The organism is Burkholderia sp. Ac-20344 (assembly GCF_017104975.1).
GTDB lineage: Bacteria > Pseudomonadota > Gammaproteobacteria > Burkholderiales > Burkholderiaceae > Burkholderia.
In genome coordinates, this window is sequence record NZ_JAAGPP010000101.1 from 1 (window position 1) to 22,409 (window position 22,409).

The following is a 22,409-nucleotide window of genomic DNA, read 5'->3' on the forward strand; positions in this document are numbered from 1 at the left end:
TGCGCGATCCCGGCTTCGAACGCGAGCGCCGCCGTGCCGATCCCGCCGTGATGCACGAGCGCGCGGCAGCGCGGCAGCAGCGTGCGCATCGGCACGAAGCGGCGCACCAGCAAACGGTCGCCGTCCGGCGCCGCATCGTGCGGCGTCAGCAGGATCCCGCGCGCGCCGGTCGCGCGCAGCGCGTCCGCCACCGCGCGCGCATAGGCCGCGTGATCGACGCGTGTCGAACCGGCCGTGAACACGACCGGGGGTTCACCGGCCGCGAGATACGCATCGAGTGCCACATCTTCATCGGGTGTCGCAATATCGTTGAACAGCGGGAAACCGCTCTGCCGATGATTCGACGGCCAGTCCGGCTGCGGCGGCGCGAACCAGCCGGGAAACAGGCACAGCACACCGTCGGTCGAATGCAGCCAGCGGCCCAGCACGCGCCGCGCGGGCGCGAGCCCGAGCTCGCGGCGCGCCGCGTTGAGCGCGGGGCCGCAGGTGCGATCGAGCACCTGGCGCTCGATCAGCGTCATCAGCGCCGCCTTCACGGGCAACGGCCAGCGCGCGGGAATCGTCAGGCGCGGATGCGTCGGCGGCACATGCGCGGACAGCAGCGTCGACGGCGACACCTGCACCGATACGTACGACGTGCCGTGCAGCTCCTGCATGAAGCGCGCGGAGAACGCCCACAACGTGCCGACGAGTACCGTATCGCCGTCGGTCAACGCACGCAGCGCGTCGTAATGCGGGCGCAGCGTCGGCGCGATCACCTGCCACAGTGTGCGAAACGACGTGCGGGAATCCCATAGCGCGGGGTTCGCCATCGCGGCCTCGTATTCCGCCGCGGTGCCGATCGGCACGAAGTCGAACCCGCAACGGCGCACGACCGCCTCGAACGGTGCGTGCGTGCAGAACACGACGTCGTGACCGCGCGCCGCAAGCGTGCGCGCGACGCCGAGCAGCGGATGCACGTCGCCCGCCGAGCCGATCGCGGTCACGATCATCTTCGCCATCGCGCGCCTCGCGGGGTTCAGTAGAAGCCGGGAATCAGCGCCGCGACTTCGCGGCGGTACTGCGCGTATGCCGGCCCGAAATACCCGGTCAGCCAGCTCTCCTCGACGCGCACCTTGTACGCGAGCGATGCGAACACGAGCAGCACGCCGATCGCGCCGCGCCATTCGCCGCCGATCAGCGCGGCGCCGACGAGCGCGATCAGGCAGCCCGTATAGATCGGATGACGCACGAGCGCATACGGCCCCGTGCGGACGAGTTCATGGTCTTCCTTCAGCGTGACCGACACGCTCCAGTTCGTGCCGAGGTGCAGCCGCGCCCACACCGAGAACAGCAGGCCCGCGACCAGCACCGCGAGCCCGCACTGCGCCTGCAGGCCGAAGCGCTGCCAGTCGGGCACGAGCGCCTGCCACGTCGGATCGGGCAGGATGATCAACGCGCCGCCGACGATCAGCGGAATCGACTGCAGCGTGCGCGAACGCGGCGCCTCCTTGCGCACGGTCGTCTTCACGCCTTGCGAAGTGGCGATCCAGTAAGCGAGCCACGCGGCCCACGGAACGACGATGGCGATGGTCTGAACGATATTCACGGTTGGCCTGCCTCGTTGGGATGGGGATTCGGGGGCGCCGCGCGTACCGGACGCACGGCGTGCGGCGTCACGACGACAGCGCGTGCATGGATGCGGGCACGCACACCTGCGCGGCGGCTTGCGCGATGCCGGCGGCGAGCGACGACCCGCCGCAGAAAAAGTCGAGCAGCGCCGCACGCGTGTATTCGCGCTGCGCGCGGCCTTCGATGTCGAGAAAGTGGCCGGCGTCCGGCACGGTCGCGAACCGCGCGCGCGGCACGTGCGCGCCGAGCTGGCGCACGTCGGCGGGGGTCGTGTATTCGTCGCGCTCGCCGTTCAGGAACAGCAGCTCGCAGCCGATGTTCGCGAACTCGCTGAAGTAGCGCTCCGGCTGCAGCGACAGGATCTGGTCGACGTGGAACGCGACCTGGTCCTGCTCGTCGCGCGGCAGGCGCGTGAGATAGCGGTAGTTGTACAGCTTCATGATGCGCGGCAGGTAGCGGCCGACGGTATCGTTCAGCAGCTGCGCGGCCTTCAGGTTCTCGCCGGCCGCGATGTGGTCGCGGGCGCGCGTCACGTAGTCGACCATCGCATCGTTCAGGAACGGCGAGAACGAGCAGATCGCCGCGCGCCGCACGCTCGGGCAGCCGCGTGCGAGCGCGAACAGCGACGCGACGCCGCCCCACGACACCGACACGAGGTACGCCGGCGCGAAGCGCTCGACCAGGTGCTGCAGGATCGCGGCTTCGTCGTCCTTCGTCAGGATGTAGCAGCCCGGGTTGTGCTGGCGCGACTGCCCCGCGTACGGCAGGTCGAAGCAGATCGTGTTCATCCGCTCGCCGAGATACTGGACGGTCTGCCCGAACGACGCGGTCGTCGCGAGCGCGCCGTTGACGAGCATCGCCGTGTCGAACGCCGGGTCGAACACGTTCCGTTCGACGTAGACCTTCAGACCATTCGGTAGCGGGACCACGTGTTTTTCGGTCGGCATCGTCGTTCTCCGGTGGATGCGGCGTCTCGACGTCGCGGCATGCTGCAGGTGCGCAATGACTGCGCCGGTTTTCGCGCGCAACCCGAATTGCGCGGTTGTCCAATGCACCGCGGCAATGCCGGCGGCGTCGATTCATTCTTCGCAGTGCGGCGCCATACTAATACGGACAATATTACTGACTCAAGTCATTCCAACGATACCCTCTACTCTGGTAGGAAATGCGGCAGCTTCAAATTATTCCCGCATTTTTTATGGTAAGCGGAATGCTTTCGAGGGCGATCGCAATCGTTTGCGGAACGGCGACGCCCATCCGCTTGATCGATATAATTACGTTTATAATCAAATAGTTACGTCGTTTAATTCGCTTATTTAAAACGGATTTTCATGAATGTATCGTGACGTCATTTCGCAGGCCGACTTTCATGTTTCATCGAATATCACATAGCTCAATAATCTTTCATACCGTAATCGATTCAGCAACCGCAACGATTTACCGGATTGCTCACCCACATCAGAAAGCGTTTTAAACAAATTCCAGCTTTCTTAATCATCTTTCAATTATTTTTCCGCACCTGCACAACGCACGATCGGGCGCCCCTCTCGCCTGCCGGGCACCTGCCATTATCGTCAGACCCCGGTTTTTTATTGATTGAACGATCAATAAAAAACCGCTAAGCTCTCGACTTCCATGGACGGCCCGTCCGGGCGAAAGGAGTCGCGATGCCGAAAGTCGGAATGCGGGAGATTCGCCGCGCCCAGTTGATCGACGCCACGCTGCGTTCGATCGACGAAGCGGGCCTGCCCGGCACGACGCTCGCATCGGTCGCGCAGCGCGCGAACATCTCGACGGGCATCGTCAGCCATTACTTCGGCGACAAGGACGGCCTGCTCGAAGCGACGATGCGGCACGTGCTGCGCGACCTGTGGTCGGCCACCACGCGCCGCCGTGCGGCCGCACGCAGGGATCCGCGTTCGCGGCTGCGCGCGATCGTCGCCGCGAACTTCGACGACACGCAGGTCAGCGCGCCCGTGATGAAGACGTGGCTCGCGTTCTGGTCGCAGAGCATGCACGACCCGATGCTCAAGCGCCTGCAGCACGTCAACACGCGGCGCCTCCATTCGAACCTGTGCGCCGAATTCGCGAAGGCGTTGCCGCGCACGCAAGCGCGCGAAGCCGCCAGCGGCCTCGCCGCGCTGATCGACGGCCTGTGGCTGCGCGGCGCACTCGCCGGCGGCCCGATCGACACCCGGGCTGCATCGAAGCTCGCCCACGATTACATCGACCTGCTGCTCGCGTCCGCCTGACGCGTCACGCAGTCGCCCTCAAGGAGATCCTCATGTCCGTATTCGGTTTGCAGCGCCTCTACATCGGCGGCGGTTACGTCGACGCCACGAGCGGCAAGACTTTCGACACCTTCGACCCCGCCACCGGCGAACTGCTCGCGCAGGTGCAGCAGGCGAGCGCGGCCGACGTCGACCGCGCGGTGGCGTCCGCACAGGAAGGCCAGCGCGAATGGGCCGCGATGACCGCGATGCAGCGCTCGCGCATCCTGCGCCGCGCGGTCGACCTGCTGCGCGAGCGCAACGACGCGCTCGCGGCCATCGAGACGCGCGACACCGGCAAGCCGATCGCCGAGACGCTCGCGGTCGACATCGTCACCGGCGCGGACGTGATCGAGTACTACGCAGGCCTCGCCACCGCGATCGAAGGGCTGCAGGTGCCGCTGCGCGCCGAATCGTTCGTCTACACGCGCCGCGAACCGCTCGGCGTGTGCGCGGGCATCGGCGCCTGGAACTACCCGATCCAGATCGCGTGCTGGAAGACGGCGCCCGCGCTCGCGGCCGGCAACGCGATGGTGTTCAAGCCAAGCGAAGTCACGCCGCTCACCGCGCTGAAGCTCGCGGAAATCTATACGGAAGCCGGCGTGCCGGCCGGCGTGTTCAACGTCGTGCAGGGCGACGGCTCGGTCGGCGCGCTGCTGACGGGCCACCCGGACATCGCGAAGGTGTCGTTCACGGGCGGCGTCGAGACCGGCAAGAAGGTGATGTCGCTCGCCGGCGCGTCGTCGCTGAAGGAAGTGACGATGGAACTCGGCGGCAAGTCGCCGCTGATCGTGTTCGACGATGCGGACCTCGACCGTGCGGCCGACATCGCGGTGACCGCCAACTTCTTCAGCTCGGGCCAGGTCTGCACCAACGGCACGCGCGTGTTCGTGCACCGCTCGATCAAGGATGCGTTCACGCAGCGCGTGCTCGAACGCGTGAAGCGCATCCGCGTCGGCAAGCCGACCGATGCCGATACCAACTTCGGCCCGCTCGTGTCGGCCGCGCAGCTCGACAAGGTGCTCGGCTTCATCGAGAGCGGCAAGGCGGAAGGCGCCAAGCTGCTCGCGGGCGGCACGCGCCTGACCGACGGCCACTTCAGCAGCGGCCAGTACGTCGCGCCGACCGTGTTCGGCGACTGCCGCGACGACATGAAGATCGTCCGCGAGGAAATCTTCGGGCCGGTGATGAGCATCCTCGATTTCGAATCGGAGGACGAAGTAATCGCCCGCGCGAACGACACGCACTACGGCCTGGCAGCCGGCGTCGTGACCGAGAACCTGTCGCGCGCGCACCGCACGATCCATCGCCTCGAAGCCGGCATCTGCTGGATCAACACGTGGGGCGAATCGCCGGCCGAGATGCCGGTTGGCGGATACAAGCAATCCGGTGTCGGACGCGAGAACGGCATCACGACGCTCGAGCACTACACTCGAATCAAGTCGGTGCAGGTCGAGCTCGGCCGCTACAACCCGGTGTTTTAAGAATCACGAAAGGAGATTGACCGTCATGACGACACGCGAATACGACTACATCATCTGCGGCGCCGGTTCCGCGGGCAACGTGCTCGCAACGCGCCTGACGGAAGATCCGGACGTGACGGTGCTCCTGCTCGAAGCGGGCGGCCCCGACTACCGCTTCGACTTCCGCACGCAGATGCCGGCCGCCCTCGCCTACCCGCTGCAGGGCCGCCGCTACAACTGGGCGTACGAAACCGACCCCGAGCCGCACATGGACAACCGCCGGATGGAATGCGGCCGCGGCAAGGGGCTCGGCGGCTCGTCGCTGATCAACGGCATGTGCTACATCCGCGGCAATGCGCTCGACTACGACAACTGGTCGACGCACAAGGGCCTCGAGAACTGGACGTATCTCGACTGCCTGCCGTACTTCAAGAAAGCCGAGACGCGCGACGTCGGCCCGAACGACTATCACGGCGGCAGCGGCCCCGTGTCGGTCACGACCAGCAAGCCGGGCGTGAACCCGCTGTTCGAGGCGATGGTCGACGCGGGCGTGCAGGCCGGCTATCCGCGCACCGACGACCTGAACGGCTATCAGCAGGAAGGCTTCGGCCCGATGGACCGCACCGTCACGCCGAAGGGCCGCCGCGCAAGCACCGCGCGCGGCTACCTCGACCAGGCGAAGGTGCGGCCGAACCTCGAGATCGTCACGCACGCGCTCGCCGATCGCATCCTGTTCGACGGCAAGCGCGCATCGGGCGTCACGTACCTGCGCGGCAGCGAACGCGCGACCGCACATGCGCGTCGCGAGGTGCTCGTGTGCAGCGGCGCGATCGCGTCGCCGCAACTGCTGCAGCGCTCGGGCGTCGGCCCCGGCGCATGGCTGAAGGAACTCGATATTCCCGTCGTGCTCGACCTGCCCGGTGTCGGCCAGAACCTGCAGGATCACCTGGAGATGTACATCCAGTACGAGTGCAAGGAGCCGGTATCGCTGTACCCGGCGCTCAAGTGGTGGAACCAGCCGAAGATCGGCCTCGAATGGATGCTGAACGGCACCGGCCTCGGCGCAAGCAACCACTTCGAGGCGGGCGGCTTCATCCGCACGCGCGACGACGATCTGTGGCCGAACATCCAGTATCACTTCCTGCCTGTGGCGATCAACTACAACGGCTCGAACGCGATCGAGATGCACGGCTTCCAGGCGCACGTCGGCTCGATGCGCTCGCCGAGCCGCGGCCGCGTGAAGCTGCGCTCGCGCGACCCGAACCAGCACCCGAGCATCCTGTTCAACTACATGGCCGAGGCGCTCGACTGGCGCGAGTTCCGCGACGCGATCCGCGCGACGCGCGAGATCATGCGGCAGCCCGCGCTCGATCGCTATCGCGGCCGCGAGCTGAACCCGGGCGCCGACTGCAAGAGCGACAAGGAACTCGACGCGTTCGTGCGGGCCCGCGCGGAGACGGCGTTCCATCCGTCGTGTTCGTGCAAGATGGGTTACGACGACATGGCCGTGGTCGATGAAGAAGGCCGTGTGCACGGGCTGGAAGGGCTGCGCGTCGTCGATGCATCGATCATGCCGATCATCACGACCGGCAACCTCAATGCACCGACGATCATGATCGCCGAGAAGATCGCGGACAAGATTCGCGGTCGCAAGCCGCTTGCGCGCGTGGACGTACCTTACTTCGTCGCGAACGGGGCGATGGCGCGCAATATCGCGAAGGCCGTGCGGCGGCCGGAGACGATCTGATAACGGCGGGCATGCTGCCCGCTCGTCGATGTCCTGACGAAACGCCGCCGACAGCACTTGTCGGCGGCGTTTTTGCATGCATTCGTCAGCCGCTGTTCACGTCTCGCTTCAAACGCTCGACGTCGACGTGTTGCAGGTAGTTCGTGATGTTCTGCCAGATCGGATGGAACCCGTAGCCGCCGTGCTGCAGTTCATCGAGCGCCTGCTCGCGCGTCCAGCCCTGATACACCATCCGGTACAGCGCGGACACGAGGCCCGTACGATCGGCGCCATGCTGGCAGTGGATCAGCACCGGGCCGTCCCGGTCGGCCGTGCGCAGCGCCTTCAGCGCGGCGACCATGTCTTCGTCGCGGATGTCCCACGTGTTGATCCGGATGCGCTGCAGCTTGATCGGCGTGCCGGCCAGGATGCTGTCGTCCGCGTGAAACGAACGGAAGCTGATGACCTTGCGGATGCCGAGCTTCTGCAGTTCCGGCAGGTCTGCACGTGACAGCTGCGCGCTGCGGTACAGCGTCGGCGTGATGCGATGGAGGTTGTTCACATGCGCATCGGTCACGCTCTGCGCCCATTTGATCGGCCGGGCGGACACCTCGGAGGCCGAGTCTGCGTGGGCCGGCTGCACGAGCCCGGCAAGCGTGACGGCGATCGCGGCTATGAAGGCGATTTTCATGTCGGGTCGGGGATCAATAAAATGCGCGCTTGCGCTCGCGGGAAAGCACGAACAGCACGATCGCGGCGGCGCTCATCGTCCAGTAGTCGGTCGGGGCGATGCCCAGCCAGTGGATATGCCACGGCACGTTGGCCGGATTGAAGCGGGCCAGGCCATAAGCCGGATTCAGCACGAACCACAGGAAATCCTCGGTCAGCCAGAACACCATGATGCACGCGACGATGCGGGCTTCGATGCGCCACGACCACCGTCCGTTGAACACGGCCGGCAGGTGAAAGAACAGCGCGACGAACGGGAACACCCACGCGTGGTAGCCGGTCATCGGCCGCCCGCCCCAGAAGATGTCGAGCAGCCAGTGATGCTCGATGCGCCAGGTCGGCAGGTTGGTGGCCCAGCCTGCGTTGCCTTCGATCTGGATCTCCACGTTCGCGAAGCAGTACGCAAGCAACACGACCCACGCGACGACGAACACCGTATGGCGCGTCGGCACAAAACGCGCGACGCTCATGCGGCGGGCTCCAGGCCCAGCACGCGATCGAGCACGAAGCGGCCTGCCAGCGGCCGCCCGAGCGGCGCGAGACGGCGGCGCATGTCGGCGAGACGCTCCGGCGCCTGCAGCAATGCGCGGATCCGGTAGACGAGCGCATCGTCGTCGATCGCCTTCAGCGCGACACCCTGTTCGAGCAGGAAATCCGCATTGCGCTCTTCCTGGCCCGGAATCGGCGAGTTGACGATCATCGGCAACTGCATCGCGAGACATTCGGACGTCGTCAGGCCGCCCGGCTTCGTGATGACGAGATCGGCGCAGGCCATCAGGCGTTCGACCTGCTGCGTGAAGCCCTGCGGAAACAGCCGGCCCGGATGCTGCGCGGCCAGTTCCTGCAACGACGCCAGCATCGCCTGGTTCTTGCCGGCCAGCGCGATCAGCTGGAAGTCGGCATCCATCTCCAGCAGGCGTGCAGCCAGCACGTCGAGCCCGCCGAGGCCCGCGCCGCCGGACATCATCAGGAAGGTCGGGCGCGCGGGATCGAGGCCGAATTCGGCCGCGCAGGCCGCGCGATCGAGCGGCTGGCCGAACGCCGGCATGATCGGGATGCCGCTGACGTGCACCGTGTCGGGCGCCATGCCGCGCGCGTGCATGCGCCACGCGATCTCGTCGTTGGCCGCGAAATAGCCGCGCATGTTCGGCACGACCCACATGCTGTGCAGGTCGAAATCGGTGACCTGCACCCACACCGGCGTGTCGACGCGCCCCTTGCGGATCTCGCGCGACAACAGTTCGGCCGGCAGGAAGTGCGTGCAGATGATCGCGTCCGGGCGTTGCCGTTCGATCTCCGCGAGCAGCGGCCGGCAATTGAGCCGCTCGATCGCGCGGCGGATCTTCTGCGACGGCGCGGCCGGATCGACTTCGTCGGTCTTCTGGTACAGGTAGCCCCACAGCGCCGGCTGGCTGCTGACGAGCTTGATGTAGAGATCGGTGTACAGCTTGCGGAAGCCGGTGGACACGAAATCCATCACGTCCAGGTGGGTGGCTTCGATGCCGGACGGATGGTGGTCGGCGAACGCGCGGATCGCTTCGGCCGCGCGGGTATGGCCGGCGCCGGCGCTGACGCTCAGGAGGAGGATCTTCTTGTTTTGCTTTGACATCTGACTGACCGTTTCGATGAAGGTGGCCCGGAGGCGGATTCGCGGCGGCGCTCTCACGCGGCGTCTGTTTGCGTCCGGCTTACGACAAGCTTGGCAAATCTTCGGCGGTGCGGGCGGGCGGTTGCAGCGACGCGATCGCCGGCATCGTCTGCGGAATCATACTGCGTTCGGTCGATGGTGCCGGGATCGGGGGGGTGACGCGCAGGCGCGTCAGTCAGTCAGTCGGTCTGGATGGATGGCGCGGCGTAGCGTGTGCCGGTGTGGACGCCGACGGCACGACTGCTCGTCCCGCCGCCGCTTGACGCCCCGTTCGGACCTGCGAACGGAGCCCGGCATTTCGGCGCGAACCAGGGCGCTCACGCGCAGATCGTTTCGAATCCTTTCGTATCGCTTCCGCAAAAGCGCTACGTCAGCCGGCCTTGTCCCCGTGTTCGCGGAATCAGGTCGTCCCGACACCCCGCTTCCGCATCCGCTTCCCGCGGACAATCGGGTTCCATCGCGACGTCAGGCTCATTGCGCCTTGCAGGCGTTCGAACGCAACGTCCTCCTTTGGCCCAAACCGGCTGACCGCGGGCCACGCGAGCACATGATCGAGCCACGCCTGCCACTCGTCGCCATGAAAGCGGCAACCGATTTCCCGCACGGCGTCCGGTGCTGCGATCACGATCCCCGCCAGCAGGTAATAGGCCCAGAAGCTGCCCGCACCGACGCGCTGATCGAGCCTGCACACGGATAGTGCCGCGAGCAGCCCGTCCACCGACGCGAGATCGGCACGATGCGTGCGGATCGCCCGCGCGACGAGGTTGTGCTGACCGCCATACGCGGCAATGGACGTTCCGTTGCCGGCGGCGAGTTCGGCCGAGAACGTCACGAGCGCAGCCATCTCGTCGATGCGCGATGCATCGTCGCGCGGCCCGCACGCGCGCAGCACGATCGCGTCGATGACGGCGCCTGGCACGCCCGACGTCTCTCCACTCGCCGCCGCGACAACGGCCAGCCGGTCTCTCAGGTTCTTCGCAGGCGGCGTATCGCCCTGCGCGCCCTTTTCATGTTCGGTGCGTCCGCCGGCATCGTCCCCGTTGCATTCGACGCCGCCGGCAATCCGTTCGAGCGCGGCCCAGCCGGCCTCGGGATCGTCGAATGCGCATGCATCGATCACGCCGTACGCGGTGTCGAACACGGCACGCGAGCCGGGGCAACTGCGTTCGGCTTCGGCGAGTTGCTGCATCGAAGGCACGTGCGAGCACGCGCCGCGCGGGTCGGTCAGGTCGCATACGCAGGCGCTGCCATCCGACGCGATCCACGGCGCGAGCCGGTGAAGCACCGCGGTCGCTTCTCGGGACAGGTTCGCGCCAGCCCGCATGCGTATCGCGTGCGACGCGATGACGGTCGTGCCGGCGGCGCCACTCGCCTCCGCCGCGCAAGCGGCCGTGTCGAGTCGTTCGATCAGGTACTGCAGCCACGCGGCCGTGCGCAGCCGGTCAGGCGTCGCGCCGCGGGCATCTCCATACTTTGCTGGATCGGTAAGCATGGGTCTTCCGGGATAGTTCTGGCCAATTGGAATCGTTTTGTATCAATCGAGTCGGACAGCGCGGCACGCCGCACCAGCCCTGCATGCCCCCCCCGGATCGGATCGCGACACGGGCGGTCAGCCGGCCGCCGTGCCGATACGCACGACGACACGAATGCATCGAGAAAGCAGGAACACACGTGCAGACCGCATGGCCCTCGCACGCGGCAGGTAACGCGGCAGGTACCGTGCTTCGATCAGCGATCGCTTACTGAACGTGGAACCTCGGCGACGTAGCGACCCTGCCGTCCACCGTGCAATCCGGCGTCAGTACGGCATCGCTGAGCGTCACCGACGCGTCCCGATCGATCCACGCCGCCGGGACCTTGCTCGGCCCGCATGTGCCGAGCACGATCACATTCAACTTCACGTCGTTGATCGACACTTGCGTCGTGCTGTCCACTTGCCCCGTCCACGGCGTCGCACTGGTCGCACTCCCCGTGATCAACCCGCACAAGGCACCACCGGCAAACTGGGTCGACGTGACGTTGACGATGCCGATCGGCGTGACGGTACCGTTGAACGTCGCCGTACAGTTGATCGGACTGACCGCGCCCTTGTGGAGCGTCGTGAGTCCCGACGCCGAAAACGGCTCGCCGTTCGGATTCATCGGCAGGCCGTCCGCACGCGAAACGGTCACTGCGAATGCGGGTGCGGCGGAAACCGCGGCAAATCCCGCTGAGGCAGCAAGCGATGCGATTTGACGAATGTTCATCTGCATTGCCCTCTCTCTTTCTTGATATGGATGACGGCACGCCGGCAGAAGCGACCGCTCTGCCAGATGAATCCGCACCGCCGCGCCGATACACGCGACGGCACGAACCCATCGAAACCGCGGAAACCCGCCGCGCATACCGCACGGCCCTCGCACGCGACGGGCACCCGCTTCCTTCCGCGACGCTTACTGCACGTGGAACTTCGGCGACGTCGTGACCGTGCCGGACACCGTGCAGTTCGGCGTCAGGACGGAGTTATTGAACGTCAGCGACGAGTTCGCATCGTTCCATGCCGTCACCACCTTGCTAGGGCCGCATGCGCCGAGCAGCGTGACGTTCACCTGCACGTTGTTGATCGACAACTGCGTCGTGCTGTCGGCCTGGCCCGTCCACGGCGACGTGCTGCTCGCCGTGCCGCTGATCAGGCCGCACGTGGTGCCGCCGGCAAACTGCGTCGACGTGATGTTGACGATGCCGGTCGACGTGATCGTGCCGTTGAACGTCGCGTTACAGGTTGCACTGATCGATCCCTTGCTGAGGTTAGTGAGCCCCGATACGGAGAACGGTTCGCCGTTCGGGTTCATCGGCTGGCCGTCGGCCCGCGAAACGGTGACTGCGAAAGCAGGCGCGGCCGAAACCGCGGTGAAAGCCACTGCAGCAACAAGCGATACGATTTTGCGAATGCTCATTTGAACTGCCCCCTCTCTTCACAAATGGCGGCACGCCGCCAGGAACGCGACCTCCCGGCCGGATCGATCCGGCCAGCCGGTCGCAGGAAGCCGCCGGTGCGCATCATGCGCACCGGTCGGCTCAGAACTTGTAGGAAATCCCGACGAACGTGATCAGCGGGTCGGCCTTCAGCCGCGTGCGCGTGGTGGCGAGCGTCGAGCCGTCGGCCGCCTTGATCACCAGCGACGAGTAGGTCTTCAACGGCATGTAGGTCAGCGTTGCCGTGAGCCCCCAGTGCTTGTCGATCGCATAGCTCGCGCCGACGTTGTAGACCGGCGTGAACGACGACGACGCCTTGCCCTCCACCGACGTCGGCCCCGGCTTGCCGGCGCCGGCCGCGAGCACGCTGCCGAGGTTCTCGTTGATGTCCTTCGCGAAGTTGCCGTTCAGTTCGATGTTGCTGAACCAGCTGTAAGCCACGCCGATCCCGACGAACGGCCGGAACCGCGCCGTCGACGAATTGAAGTAGTACTGAAGAATGATCGTCGGGCTCCACTGCCGCGCGTTCTTCACCGCCGGCTGGTTGGCCGGATTGTCCATGTTGACGCTGCCGAGCGCGCCTGACGGGCCCGGCGGCCGGATCGTGCCGTGCCCGGTCAGCGTGAACTCGGGCGGCACGCCGAGCACCGACGTCACCGCGATGTGGTCGGTGAAGAAGTGCGTGAGCGTCAGGCCGACCGTATCGGCGTTGTTGACCGTCAGGCTCGTGCCCGGCGACGTGAACGACCCGGGCAGGCGCAGCGGCCCGTTGATCGGCATGCTGGCAAGATTCGTCGTCAGCCCGTTGGTCGAATCCTGCGGCATGATGTGCAGCCAGCCCAGCGTCGCGACGTTGTCGCCCGCCTGCTGGGCCGATGCGAGCGTCGACACGCCTGCGACGACACCCGCGACAATCAGCTTCTTCATGAAGTCTCCCCTCATTCTGTCCGGGCGCCGCACACCTGCGCGCGGCGCCACCGTGTCTCCATCCAGGCGTGCGTCACTGCACGAATGCGCCGACCGTGAAGTACGGATTGCTCGTATCGTTCATGTCGAGGAACCCGAAGACGCCGCCGGTGAACACGAACTTCCCGGTCGCCGGCCCTGACGCCGCATCGGCATGCACGGTCGTGACGACGCCCGGCACCTTCTGCGTGTAGTCGAGGTTCAGCGCACGCGTGAGCGCAGCCTGCGACGCGTTGAACGGATCGAGCAGCGTGGCCTGCGCGCCGACGAGCGCGGTCGCGCGGTAGTTGAACGCGCTGTCGACACCCGTGTATTCGCCGTTCTGCGAGCCCTGCGCGATCGCCGTCTGCGGGCTCAGGAACGAGATGCCCGATTCGTCGTCCGCGCTCGGCGGGCCTTGCGTCAGGTCTGCGTTCGCGGCGCCGGTGCGGATGAAGATCGGCACGAGCTGGTTGCGCAGCCTGCCGACGATCAGGATCCCCTTGCCGGCCTTCGCCGGATCGACCGCCGCGAGCGTCGGCGGAATCTGCGGCTGGTAATTGAGCGACTGGAATGCCGGCGCATCGGGCCGCAGCGTGAATGGCTGGTTCACCGTCGCGCTCGATGCCAGCGGCTGCCCGCCGTTCTTCTTGCCGAAATTGTCGGTTTCCGTGTAGCTGCCGTCCGCGTTGATCGTCACCTTCTGGTCGAGCGCCACCGGCTGGAAGTTCTGCGACGGCACCTGGTGATAGCCGAGCTGGTTGTACGTGCCGGCGATCTTCGTCAGGTCGGTTTCCAGCGACGAGAAGCTGATGAACGGGTAGTACGGGAACGTCGTCTTCGGGATCTTGCCGACGCCGATCACGCCGTCGAACTGGATCGTCGCGCCCGGAATCGCACCGCCCAGCACGCCTTCGCCGAGGAACAGCCGCGCGGGCCGGCTCGGGTCGAGGCTCGCGTTCTGCATCCGGAACGTGCACTGGTTCAGCTTCACCGTCGGCAGCCCCGTTTCGTCGGCCAGCGTGCCGTCGACCACATTGGCCGGCGCCGTGTCGCGGGTCGGCTGCACGGTGCCCGTGGTGCTCGGCACCGGCGACGCGAGGTAGGTCATCCGGTACGTCATCTTCGTCGTGTCGAGCTGCACTTTGACGAGCTCGCCCGACCCGGACCCGCCGACGAACACCGTGTTGTAGTCGATCGTCTGCGGGCACAGCCGGACTACCGGCGCGGGCGGCGGGTCGCCGTCGCCGCCGCAGGCGGCCAGCACGGGCGCGAGCGACGCCGCAACCATCCATTGTTTCAAATTCATAGGATTCCTCTTGAAATTCGATTCGCCGGCGGCGACGTATGCGCCGCCGGTGTTACGCGTTCAATGCGCGGTTACTGGACGAATGCGCCGACCGTGAAGAACGGGTTGACCTGGCTGTTGTTGACGACCATCGCGTAAACGTTGCCGGCCGTCACGATCCAGCCCGTATCGCCTTTCTTGAAGATCGCCACGTTGCCGCTCGCGCCCTTCGCGTTGAAGTCCTGCGTGGCCGTGACCTTGACCTTGCCGGGCGTGGCCTGCGTGTAGTCGAGCGCGAACTGCGAGGTCACCGACGACGTCTGCGGATCGATGAACGCCGCGGTATTGCCCTGGAACAGCGTGGACGTGTAATTCGCGGCCATGGTCGATACCGCGGTGCCGTCGTTGCAACTCCCCGCCTGCGCCAGGAAGAAAGTGCCGTTGAAACTGCCGGGCAGATCCGGATGCGGCACGTTGTTGTTGAAGCTCGGGCCCGAGTTGGCGACCGCGAACGTCGCGGTGCTGGGCGCCACGATACCGCAGGCGGATGCGCTCGTCGCGCCGATGAAGCCGCCCTTCATCGAGTTGGCCGCGATGGCGGTGGTCGACGAAAGCATCGAGATCCCGACTTCGGCATCAGCAACCGATGCGAGCACATTGCTCGAATCGACATGCGTGTAACCGACACGAATCACGATCGGTACCAGCACACCGTTCAGCTTGCCCACGATCATGATCCCCTTCGCCTGGCTCGGCGTCGCGATCACGATGCCCGGCGCCTGCCCAGCCACCGGATACGAGACCGCACCGAACTGGTTCGCCACGGCGTTGCTCACGAACACGTTGTCGGCCGATCCGTCCGCGTTCTTGCGCAACGCCCACGGCGATCCGGTGGTCTGGCACGAGTAGTCGCTATTCGGCGTGATCGTGCACGAACCGTCCGCATTGAAGGTCTGGTTCCAGTTGACGACGTCGGGCTCCCAGCCGACCGCCCCGGCGCTGCTCTGGGCGCTGCCACCGACTGGCGACAGGTGAATCCCCACTTCGTTGTAGTTGCCCGCGACCTTCGTGAAATCGGTTTCCGTTTGCGTGAAGCCGATGAACGGGTAGAAATCGAACGTGCGCGACGGCACGACGCCAAGCACGAAGCCAGGGAACGGCTCGATCCCGGCGAACGCAATCGTCGCCCCCGGAATCCCTCCACCCACCACGCCATTGCCGACGAACAGCATCGGCGGATCCGCACGATTGATCGTCACCGAATAAGCGCCGTCGCTCGTCGCGCCGCTGTCGAGCACGAATGCGCAGCGGTTCTGCTCGGCGGTCGGGAGATTGGTCGGGTGATGGAATGCGCCGCTGATCGTCAGGCCCGCGCGCGTATCGTTGACCTGCCCTGCCGACGTCGGCACCGACGATTCGAGGAACTGCATCTGATAGGTGAGCTTCGTCGTATCGAACTTCACCTTCACGTACTCGCCGCTGCCGGAACCACCCGTATACGTCGTCGTGTAATCGAGCGCGTCCGGACACAGCTTCGTCACGACCGGCGGCGTCGTGATAGCCCCGCTCGGCCCGCATGCGCTGCCCGAGCACTGCGGCACGTTGATCGGCCCCGGATCGTCACCGCCGCCGCAACCGGCGACGAACGGCAAAGCGACTACCGCGCACGACAGGATCGCTTTCCGCCATTCAGGAATGCAAATCATCAACCCCTCCTTTTCAGGTACGACAAGTCTCGTCCGGACAGGCTGCATGGCCCGCCGGTTGGTATCGCGCCGCGGCACGAACGCGCGGCGCATGACGGTGCGCGCCAGGCGGCCGCGATGCCGGTCAGGCAAATGCGGCACACGCCGCGGCGGCAGGCAAGCGCTCTCCCGCGGCGCCGTCATGCGGCAGGCGCCGTCGGAACGATCGAAACGGGAAATGGTTCGCCGCTACACGGCGACAGGACAACGCAAGGACGCGATCTGCATCGCGCCTGCATTCAGCGAAACAACGGGAAACGGCAGTCCGACTGGCCCCGCGGATAGGCGTCTCATGAATTGGTCTCCATCCGTACGCTTGATTCGTTATCGTGATGCGTCGTTTGTCGAGACTATGATCGGACGATACCCACAAGTAAATGGACGCAGAGTTCCAAACGACCGGAACCGCGCGATCCTAGCGTTTACACGGTATTTAACAGATTTTCAAACAGCCTTCTTTTTATTTGCTCAGACAAATACCCGGGCGGTGTAACACGCGTTTGAACAGCGACCGCCAACCCACGCCGGGCCAAGCCAGCCGGGCCTGGGCCGCCCGCACGCCCGCATGCATGCATGCATGCTGCGGCGCAACCTTACACGTCGATGATCGCGAGCGTGCCGTGGCTGCCCGGCAGCACCGCGTGAAGCGTGCCGGCCAGCGCGAGGTACATCTGCCCGGCCTCGACGACGACCGTCTCGCCCCCGACCTCGAGCATCATCCGGCCGTCGAGCACCAGCAGCCCCTCGTTGTAGTCGTGCACTTCCGCTTCGTAAGCCTGCGCATCCATGCGCAGCACCTTGATCCTGGCCGGCCCGACCTCGCCGACGATCGTGGATTTCCACGCGGCGGCCTGCGCGGCCGCCACGGATTTGAAATCGATCAAAGACATGCGCTCCGCTCCGTGAACAATGAAAGGAACGCATTATCGCGAGCGCGGCGCATGCCGTCCCGGTACGGCGCGACGGCCTTCGGGCGGCACAGTCGGCCGACCGGCCGCGCCGCCGCCGAACCGAAACGCGATCGCTGCCCGGTTCGCCGAAAACCGCGCAAATTGTTCACGCATCTCAAATAAAGCACCACGTTTTTCAGCGATGCATCGTCAATTCACGCAAATCCGGCACCGGCAACGCACGCCCTTTCCATGAGAATGCATTTCCATCTACCGATTGCTAATATGGCGGTCCTGCGATCCCGCACCACAACGCCGTTCGACATGACGCCCGTTCGCCATGCCGTCCCCGGTCCCGGCCGCTTCGCAGCGGCGCCGGCGCCGGGCACGCGCGGCGCACGCCGCCGCGCCGGCCGGCCGTGCCATCCGTGAGCATGCAACCGATCCTTTCCGTCTCCGACCTCTCCAAGACTTACGCGTCCGGCTTCCAGGCGCTGAAGCACGTGACCCTCGACATCCGCCCCGGCGAGATCTTCGCGCTGCTGGGGCCGAACGGCGCCGGCAAGACGACGCTGATCGGTTCGATCTGCGGCATCGTCACGCCGACCGAAGGCCGCGTGACGGTCGGCGGCCACGACATCCGCGATCACTACCGCGCGGCCCGCGAAATGATCGGCCTCGTGCCGCAGGAACTGACGACCGACGCGTTCGAAACCGTCTGGGCGACCGTGTCGTTCAGCCGCGGCCTGTTCGGCAAGGCGCCCGATCCCGCGTACATCGAGAAGACGCTGAAGGCGCTGTCGCTGTGGGACAAGCGCGACAACAAGCTGATGACGCTGTCGGGCGGCATGAAGCGCCGCGTGATGATCGCGAAGGCGCTGTCGCACGAGCCGCGCATCCTGTTTCTCGACGAGCCGACGGCCGGCGTCGACGTCGAGCTGCGCCGCGACATGTGGAAGCTCGTCGATTCGCTGCGCGACAACGGCGTGACGATCCTGCTGACCACCCACTACATCGAGGAAGCCGAGGAAATGGCCGACCGCATCGGCATCATCCTCGGTGGCGAACTCGTGCTCGTCGAAGAGAAGCGCGAGCTGATGCGCAAGCTCGGCAAGAAGCAGCTCACCGTGCAGCTCGAGCATCCGCTCGCGACGGTGCCGGCCGACCTCGCCGCGTTCGGGCTCGAACGCGCGGACGACGGCGCCGCGCTCATCTACACCTACGACTCGCAGCGCGACGACGCGAGCATCGCGAAGCTGATCAACGCGCTCGGCTCGGCCGGCATCGGCTTTCGCGACCTGCATACGACGCAGAGCTCGCTCGAGGACATTTTCGTCAGCCTGATCGACAACCGCCGCAACGGCGCACAAGGGGCGTAACGCACATGGCGACCTGGAATTTCCACGGCATCCGCGTGATCTACCGCGCCGAAATGGCCCGCACGCGCCGCACGCTGATGCAGAGCATCATCGCGCCGGTGATCTCGACGTCGCTGTACTTCGTGGTGTTCGGCTCCGCGATCGGCTCGCGCATCAGCGACGTGAACGGCATCGGCTACGGCTCGTTCATCGTGCCGGGCCTCGTGATGCTGTCGCTGCTGTCGCAGAGCATCTCGAACGCGTCGTTCGGCATCTACTTCCCGCGCTTCACGGGCACGATCTACGAGATTCTCTCCGCGCCCGTGTCGTACTGGGAAATCGTGATCGCGTATGTGGGCGCGGCCGCGTCGAAGTCGATCCTGCTCGGCGTGATCATCCTCGCCACGGCCGGCCTGTTCGTGCCGCTGCACATCCTGCATCCGTTCTGGATGGTGCTGTTCCTCGTGCTGACGGCGGTCACGTTCAGCCTGTTCGGCTTCGTGATCGGCATCTGGGCCGACAGCTTCGAGAAGCTGCAGCTCGTGCCGCTGCTGATCATCACGCCGCTCACGTTCCTCGGCGGCAGCTTCTACTCGGTCGACATGCTGCCGCCCGCGTGGCGCGTCGTCACGCTGTTCAACCCGATCGTCTACCTGGTCAGCGGCTTCCGCTGGTCGTTCTACGGTATCGCCGACGTGCACGTGGGCGTCAGCCTCGGCGCGACGTCGCTGTTCCTCGTGATCCTGCTGGCAATCGTCGCGTGGATGTTCCGCACCGGCTACAAGCTGAAGAACTGACACACAACGGCCCCGCCCCGCGCCGCCGGCGATGACGCATTTGGCCAAGCAGGCGGCGCTTTTCCTCCGATGCGGCGGTTTGTGGTCGCGTCTACTGAAGATGAAGCATCGGGCCGCGAAGCACGCGCTTCGCGGCCCTTTTTCATTTCAGAGGACGCCATGCCCGCCGCCACCGCTCCCGCCTCCGCCGCCGCCCGGCTCGAACGCCTGCCGTTCTCCGGGTATCACAAGCGGATCTTCTTCATCATCGCGATCGCATTCTTCTTCGACTCGGTCGACCTCGGCACGATGACCTTCGTGCTCGGCTCGATCCGCAAGGAATTCGGGCTGTCGACCGCGGCCGCCGGCCTCGTCGCGAGTGCGAGCTTCTTCGGAATGGTGCTCGGCGCGGCCGTCGCCGGCCTGCTCGCCGACCGCTTCGGCCGCCGGCCCGTGTTCCAGTGGAGCATGGTGCTATGGGGCGCAGCCTCCTACCTGTGCTCGACCGCGCAGAGCGTCGACGCGCTGATCGTCTACCGCGTGCTGCTCGGGATCGGGATGGGGATGGAATTCCCGGTCGCGCAGACCTTGCTGTCCGAATTCGTGCCGACCGAGAAGCGCGGCCGCCTGATCGCGCTGATGGACGGCTTCTGGCCGCTCGGCTTCATCACGGCCGGCATCGTCGCGTACTTCGTGCTGCCGCAGTTCGGCTGGCGCACGGTGTTCGCGCTGCTCGCGATTCCGGCCGTGTTCGTGCTCGTCGTGCGCCGCATCGTGCCGGAATCGCCGCGCTGGCTCGAGCATGCGGGCCGGCACGCGGAAGCCGACACGGTGATGCACACGATCGAGGCGAAGGTGATGCGCTCGGCCGGCGTCACGACGCTGCCGCCGCCGTCGCGGCTCGCCGAGCCGGTCGTCGCCCGCGGCGGTAGCGCGCTGCGCGAGATCTGGAGCGGTGTGTACCGCCGCCGCACGGTGATGGTGTGGCTGCTGTGGTTCTTCGCGCTGCTCGGCTTCTACGGCCTCACGTCATGGCTCGGCGCGCTGCTGCAGCAGGCCGGCTTCGAAGTCACGAAATCGGTGTTCTACACGGTGCTGATCTCGCTCGGCGGCGTGCCGGGTTTCCTGTGCGCCGCGTGGCTCGTCGAACGCTGGGGGCGCAAGCCGACCTGCATCGCGTCGCTGATCGGCGGCGGCGCGATGGCGTACGCATACGGCCAGAGCGCGTTGTACGGCGGCAGTACGACGCTGCTGATCGTCACAGGCCTCGCAATGCAGTTCTTCCTGTTCGGGATGTGGGCCGCGCTGTATACGTACACGCCGGAGCTGTACGGCACCGGCGCGCGCGCGACGGGCTCGGGCTTCGCTTCGGCGATCGGGCGCGTCGGCTCGCTGATCGGGCCTTACGTGGTCGGCGTCGTGCTGCCCGTGTTCGGCCAGGGCGGCGTGTTCACGCTCGGTGCGCTGTCGTTCGTCGCGGCGGCAATCGCCGTGTGGACGCTCGGGATCGAGACGAAGGGCCTCGCGCTGGAGCAACTGGCGGCAGGCGGCGAAGCGGGCGGCGGCGGCCGGTACACGGCCGCGGCGGACAAGGTGTCCTGAGCGCCCGATCGGCGCGGGTGTTCCTGACGGCCGGGGCGGCGTTCGACACCGTGCCCGGCGGCTGCGTGAACCGGCAGGATTCGCGCCCAGACCGACGCGGCTAGAGTGTGCTGCGCCGGCTCCAGGCGCTCGATCTCGACGTCATCCTGCCGATGCACGGCCCGGCCATCACGCACGACATCCCGCGCGGGCTCGCCGGCGCAATCGCGCACTGCGAGCCCGCCGCGCCCAGGGCCTGTTCCCGCTAATCACGGGCTTGCGCCGGCCCCACGCATGGACTTTTGCGGAGAGGGGAACTTGCCCTGCGCCGCGGAGGCGGCAACCCGACGGCGGCGCAGCCGATTCCGGTCAGGCGCCGGCGACGACGAACTCTTCGGCCGCCTTGCGCTGGACCGCGGCCATCACCGCCAGTTCGCGCTTGCTGCGCGCATCGCCGGACACGACACCCGTCGCGTTCTTCGCCTTCGCACCCAGCGGGAAAAAGACAAACGACGCACCGGCCGGGGCCGCCGGCTCCGCGCGCAAGCGTTTGTTCAGGATTTTCAGGTACTTCTTCTTCGAGACTTCCTTAGCAGCCATGGCGCCCTCCGCGTGAACGTGGTGAGGTTCAGCATACCAGTTTTGACGACGGGCTCCGCGGTCGTGCCCGCCGGTGCGACCGCACGCGAAAATGCTTCACGCACGATGTCGATTTGCGCCATCGTCACGCGTCGTGTTGTCGTAACCGATCGTTTTTGCCGTCGGCCCGGCCGGCGGCTCCCGTCAACGCCCGCTCAAGGAGAAACAGCAATGCGCGTCATGGTCATCGTCAAGGCAACCGCCATTTCCGAATCGGGCGCGATGCCCGATACCGAACTGCTGGCCGCAATGGGCCAGTACAACGAAGCGCTCGTGAAAGCCGGCGTGATGCTCGCCGGCGAAGGGCTGCATCCGAGTTCGCGCGGCAAGCGCGTGCACTTCTCCGGCAAGGACCGGACGGTCATCGACGGCCCGTTCGCCGAAACCAAGGAACTCATCGCCGGCTACTGGCTGTGGGAAGTGAAATCGATGGACGAAGCGGTCGAATGGGTGAAGCGCTGCCCGAACCCGATGCCCGTCGAATCGGACATCGAGATCCGGCAAATCTTTTCGCCCGAAGATTTCGGCGCTGCACTCACCCCCGAACTGCAGCAGCAGGAAGCGCAACTGCGTACGGAAATCGACGCACGGCAGAAGTCCTGAGCGGCGGGCGGGAGCGCGGATCGCGTGCAGCGCGGCGCCCGGCGGCACCGGGAGCCGCCGCCGCCCCCCCGCCGGACAACGCCCGCGATGCCTCGCCTCGCTCCGTCGAACCGCCCCGGCAAACCGGTTGACGCGGCCCCGGCGAGTAACGTATCGTTTTGATACGTTACTCGCCGGGCCCC

At 66.2% G+C, this 22,409-nt stretch carries 22 protein-coding genes; 8 read left to right on the forward strand and 14 right to left on the reverse strand.

Annotation, left to right across the window (positions count from 1 at the left end; all coding sequences use genetic code 11):
• The 3 genes from G3N64_RS26570 to G3N64_RS26580 all read right to left on the reverse strand — a co-directional run.
• The coding region (locus tag G3N64_RS26570; protein ID WP_205786569.1) for a glycosyltransferase at positions 1 to 1,001 on the reverse strand (1,001 nt) is incomplete at its 3' end.
• A gap of 17 nt (positions 1,002 to 1,018) precedes the next feature.
• Positions 1,019 to 1,588 (reverse strand): isoprenylcysteine carboxylmethyltransferase family protein, encoded by a 570-nt coding sequence (locus G3N64_RS26575; protein ID WP_205786570.1) that lies wholly within the window; start codon positions 1,586 to 1,588, stop codon positions 1,019 to 1,021.
• 67 nt (positions 1,589 to 1,655) lie between these two features.
• A complete protein-coding gene (locus G3N64_RS26580) occupies positions 1,656 to 2,558 on the reverse strand; it encodes an alpha/beta hydrolase (protein ID WP_205786571.1) in 903 nt (300 codons plus the stop codon).
• A gap of 720 nt (positions 2,559 to 3,278) precedes the next feature.
• Between G3N64_RS26580 and betI the strand changes: the two genes are divergently transcribed.
• The 3 genes from betI to betA are packed head-to-tail and all read left to right on the forward strand — an operon-like array spanning position 3,279 to position 7,091.
• Entirely contained in the window at positions 3,279 to 3,863 is a 585-nt protein-coding gene (betI, locus tag G3N64_RS26585) for a transcriptional regulator BetI (protein ID WP_205786572.1), read from the forward strand.
• Positions 3,864 to 3,895: 32 nt separating this feature from the next.
• A complete protein-coding gene (betB, locus tag G3N64_RS26590; protein ID WP_205786573.1) occupies positions 3,896 to 5,365 on the forward strand; it encodes a betaine-aldehyde dehydrogenase in 1,470 nt (489 codons plus the stop codon).
• Between the two features lie 25 nt (positions 5,366 to 5,390).
• Positions 5,391 to 7,091 carry a choline dehydrogenase gene (gene betA / locus G3N64_RS26595; RefSeq protein ID WP_205786574.1) on the forward strand — a complete coding sequence of 567 codons (1,701 nt, stop codon included), beginning with the start codon at positions 5,391 to 5,393 and terminating at the stop codon, positions 7,089 to 7,091.
• Between the two features lie 85 nt (positions 7,092 to 7,176).
• Here betA and G3N64_RS26600 read toward each other — a convergent pair whose 3' ends face one another.
• From G3N64_RS26600 to G3N64_RS26645, 10 genes are all read right to left on the reverse strand, one after another.
• Entirely contained in the window at positions 7,177 to 7,761 is a 585-nt protein-coding gene (locus tag G3N64_RS26600) for a dual specificity protein phosphatase family protein (protein ID WP_205786575.1), read from the reverse strand.
• 13 nt (positions 7,762 to 7,774) lie between these two features.
• Complete coding sequence (locus G3N64_RS26605) at positions 7,775 to 8,269, reverse strand: hypothetical protein (protein WP_205786576.1); 495 nt, start codon at positions 8,267 to 8,269, stop codon at positions 7,775 to 7,777.
• Positions 8,266 to 9,408, reverse strand: a complete 1,143-nt coding sequence (locus G3N64_RS26610; RefSeq protein WP_205786577.1) for a glycosyltransferase — start codon at positions 9,406 to 9,408, stop codon at positions 8,266 to 8,268. Before G3N64_RS26610 ends, G3N64_RS26605 begins: the two co-directional genes overlap by 4 nt.
• Positions 9,409 to 9,847: 439 nt before the next feature.
• A complete protein-coding gene (locus G3N64_RS26615; protein ID WP_205786578.1) occupies positions 9,848 to 10,939 on the reverse strand; it encodes a hypothetical protein in 1,092 nt (363 codons plus the stop codon).
• Positions 10,940 to 11,186: 247 nt separating this feature from the next.
• Positions 11,187 to 11,693: an activator protein gene (locus tag G3N64_RS26620; protein ID WP_205786598.1), complete on the reverse strand. Its 507-nt coding sequence runs from the start codon at positions 11,691 to 11,693 to the stop codon at positions 11,187 to 11,189.
• A 186-nt stretch (positions 11,694 to 11,879) separates the two neighbouring features.
• On the reverse strand, positions 11,880 to 12,383 hold the full coding sequence (locus G3N64_RS26625; protein WP_205786579.1) for an activator protein: 504 nt from the start codon (positions 12,381 to 12,383) through the stop codon (positions 11,880 to 11,882).
• Positions 12,384 to 12,504: 121 nt separating this feature from the next.
• A complete protein-coding gene (locus tag G3N64_RS26630; protein ID WP_205786580.1) occupies positions 12,505 to 13,329 on the reverse strand; it encodes an OmpW family outer membrane protein in 825 nt (274 codons plus the stop codon).
• 73 nt (positions 13,330 to 13,402) lie between these two features.
• Positions 13,403 to 14,656 (reverse strand): DUF2957 domain-containing protein, encoded by a 1,254-nt coding sequence (locus G3N64_RS26635; protein WP_205786581.1) that lies wholly within the window; start codon positions 14,654 to 14,656, stop codon positions 13,403 to 13,405.
• Positions 14,657 to 14,727: 71 nt separating this feature from the next.
• Positions 14,728 to 16,341 (reverse strand): DUF2957 domain-containing protein, encoded by a 1,614-nt coding sequence (locus tag G3N64_RS26640; protein WP_205786582.1) that lies wholly within the window; start codon positions 16,339 to 16,341, stop codon positions 14,728 to 14,730.
• A gap of 632 nt (positions 16,342 to 16,973) precedes the next feature.
• On the reverse strand, positions 16,974 to 17,270 hold the full coding sequence (locus tag G3N64_RS26645) for a cupin domain-containing protein (protein WP_205786583.1): 297 nt from the start codon (positions 17,268 to 17,270) through the stop codon (positions 16,974 to 16,976).
• 434 nt (positions 17,271 to 17,704) lie between these two features.
• Between G3N64_RS26645 and G3N64_RS26650 the strand changes: the two genes are divergently transcribed.
• From G3N64_RS26650 to G3N64_RS26665, 4 genes are all read left to right on the forward strand, one after another.
• Positions 17,705 to 18,649 carry an ABC transporter ATP-binding protein gene (locus G3N64_RS26650; RefSeq protein ID WP_205786599.1) on the forward strand — a complete coding sequence of 315 codons (945 nt, stop codon included), beginning with the start codon at positions 17,705 to 17,707 and terminating at the stop codon, positions 18,647 to 18,649.
• A gap of 5 nt (positions 18,650 to 18,654) precedes the next feature.
• Positions 18,655 to 19,425 (forward strand): ABC transporter permease, encoded by a 771-nt coding sequence (locus G3N64_RS26655; RefSeq protein WP_205786584.1) that lies wholly within the window; start codon positions 18,655 to 18,657, stop codon positions 19,423 to 19,425.
• A gap of 159 nt (positions 19,426 to 19,584) precedes the next feature.
• Positions 19,585 to 21,006 carry an MFS transporter gene (locus G3N64_RS26660; protein ID WP_205786585.1) on the forward strand — a complete coding sequence of 474 codons (1,422 nt, stop codon included), beginning with the start codon at positions 19,585 to 19,587 and terminating at the stop codon, positions 21,004 to 21,006.
• 107 nt (positions 21,007 to 21,113) lie between these two features.
• Positions 21,114 to 21,254, forward strand: a complete 141-nt coding sequence (locus G3N64_RS26665) for a hypothetical protein (RefSeq protein WP_205786601.1) — start codon at positions 21,114 to 21,116, stop codon at positions 21,252 to 21,254.
• Positions 21,255 to 21,354: 100 nt separating this feature from the next.
• Here the strand turns inward: G3N64_RS26665 and G3N64_RS26670 are convergent, their stop codons facing one another.
• Positions 21,355 to 21,585 carry a hypothetical protein gene (locus G3N64_RS26670; RefSeq protein WP_027790668.1) on the reverse strand — a complete coding sequence of 77 codons (231 nt, stop codon included), beginning with the start codon at positions 21,583 to 21,585 and terminating at the stop codon, positions 21,355 to 21,357.
• A 210-nt stretch (positions 21,586 to 21,795) separates the two neighbouring features.
• Here G3N64_RS26670 and G3N64_RS26675 point away from each other — a divergent pair, with 210 nt between their 5' ends.
• The gene (locus G3N64_RS26675; protein ID WP_205786586.1) at positions 21,796 to 22,227 is read left to right on the forward strand and encodes a YciI family protein; all 432 of its coding nucleotides are present in this window, start codon (positions 21,796 to 21,798) and stop codon (positions 22,225 to 22,227) included.
• Positions 22,228 to 22,409 lie beyond the last annotated feature (182 nt).

Bases quoted from the DNA above. Each gene is read 5' to 3' on its own strand.
- G3N64_RS26635 (WP_205786581.1), bottom strand. From the start codon at position 14,656: ATGAATTTGAAACAATGGATGGTTGCGGCGTCGCTCGCGCCCGTGCTG.
- betI (WP_205786572.1), top strand. From the start codon at position 3,279: ATGCCGAAAGTCGGAATGCGGGAGATTCGCCGCGCCCAGTTGATCGAC.
- G3N64_RS26645 (WP_205786583.1), bottom strand. From the start codon at position 17,270: ATGTCTTTGATCGATTTCAAATCCGTGGCGGCCGCGCAGGCCGCCGCG.
- G3N64_RS26615 (WP_205786578.1), bottom strand. From the start codon at position 10,939: ATGCTTACCGATCCAGCAAAGTATGGAGATGCCCGCGGCGCGACGCCT.
- G3N64_RS26600 (WP_205786575.1), bottom strand. From the start codon at position 7,761: ATGAAAATCGCCTTCATAGCCGCGATCGCCGTCACGCTTGCCGGGCTC.
- G3N64_RS26580 (WP_205786571.1), bottom strand. From the start codon at position 2,558: ATGCCGACCGAAAAACACGTGGTCCCGCTACCGAATGGTCTGAAGGTC.
- betA (WP_205786574.1), top strand. From the start codon at position 5,391: ATGACGACACGCGAATACGACTACATCATCTGCGGCGCCGGTTCCGCG.
- G3N64_RS26650 (WP_205786599.1), top strand. From the start codon at position 17,705: ATGCAACCGATCCTTTCCGTCTCCGACCTCTCCAAGACTTACGCGTCC.
- betB (WP_205786573.1), top strand. From the start codon at position 3,896: ATGTCCGTATTCGGTTTGCAGCGCCTCTACATCGGCGGCGGTTACGTC.
- G3N64_RS26620 (WP_205786598.1), bottom strand. From the start codon at position 11,693: ATGAACATTCGTCAAATCGCATCGCTTGCTGCCTCAGCGGGATTTGCC.
- G3N64_RS26605 (WP_205786576.1), bottom strand. From the start codon at position 8,269: ATGAGCGTCGCGCGTTTTGTGCCGACGCGCCATACGGTGTTCGTCGTC.
- G3N64_RS26655 (WP_205786584.1), top strand. From the start codon at position 18,655: ATGGCGACCTGGAATTTCCACGGCATCCGCGTGATCTACCGCGCCGAA.
- G3N64_RS26675 (WP_205786586.1), top strand. From the start codon at position 21,796: ATGCGCGTCATGGTCATCGTCAAGGCAACCGCCATTTCCGAATCGGGC.
- G3N64_RS26640 (WP_205786582.1), bottom strand. From the start codon at position 16,341: ATGATTTGCATTCCTGAATGGCGGAAAGCGATCCTGTCGTGCGCGGTA.
- G3N64_RS26610 (WP_205786577.1), bottom strand. From the start codon at position 9,408: ATGTCAAAGCAAAACAAGAAGATCCTCCTCCTGAGCGTCAGCGCCGGC.
- G3N64_RS26625 (WP_205786579.1), bottom strand. From the start codon at position 12,383: ATGAGCATTCGCAAAATCGTATCGCTTGTTGCTGCAGTGGCTTTCACC.
- G3N64_RS26670 (WP_027790668.1), bottom strand. From the start codon at position 21,585: ATGGCTGCTAAGGAAGTCTCGAAGAAGAAGTACCTGAAAATCCTGAAC.
- G3N64_RS26630 (WP_205786580.1), bottom strand. From the start codon at position 13,329: ATGAAGAAGCTGATTGTCGCGGGTGTCGTCGCAGGCGTGTCGACGCTC.
- G3N64_RS26660 (WP_205786585.1), top strand. From the start codon at position 19,585: ATGCCCGCCGCCACCGCTCCCGCCTCCGCCGCCGCCCGGCTCGAACGC.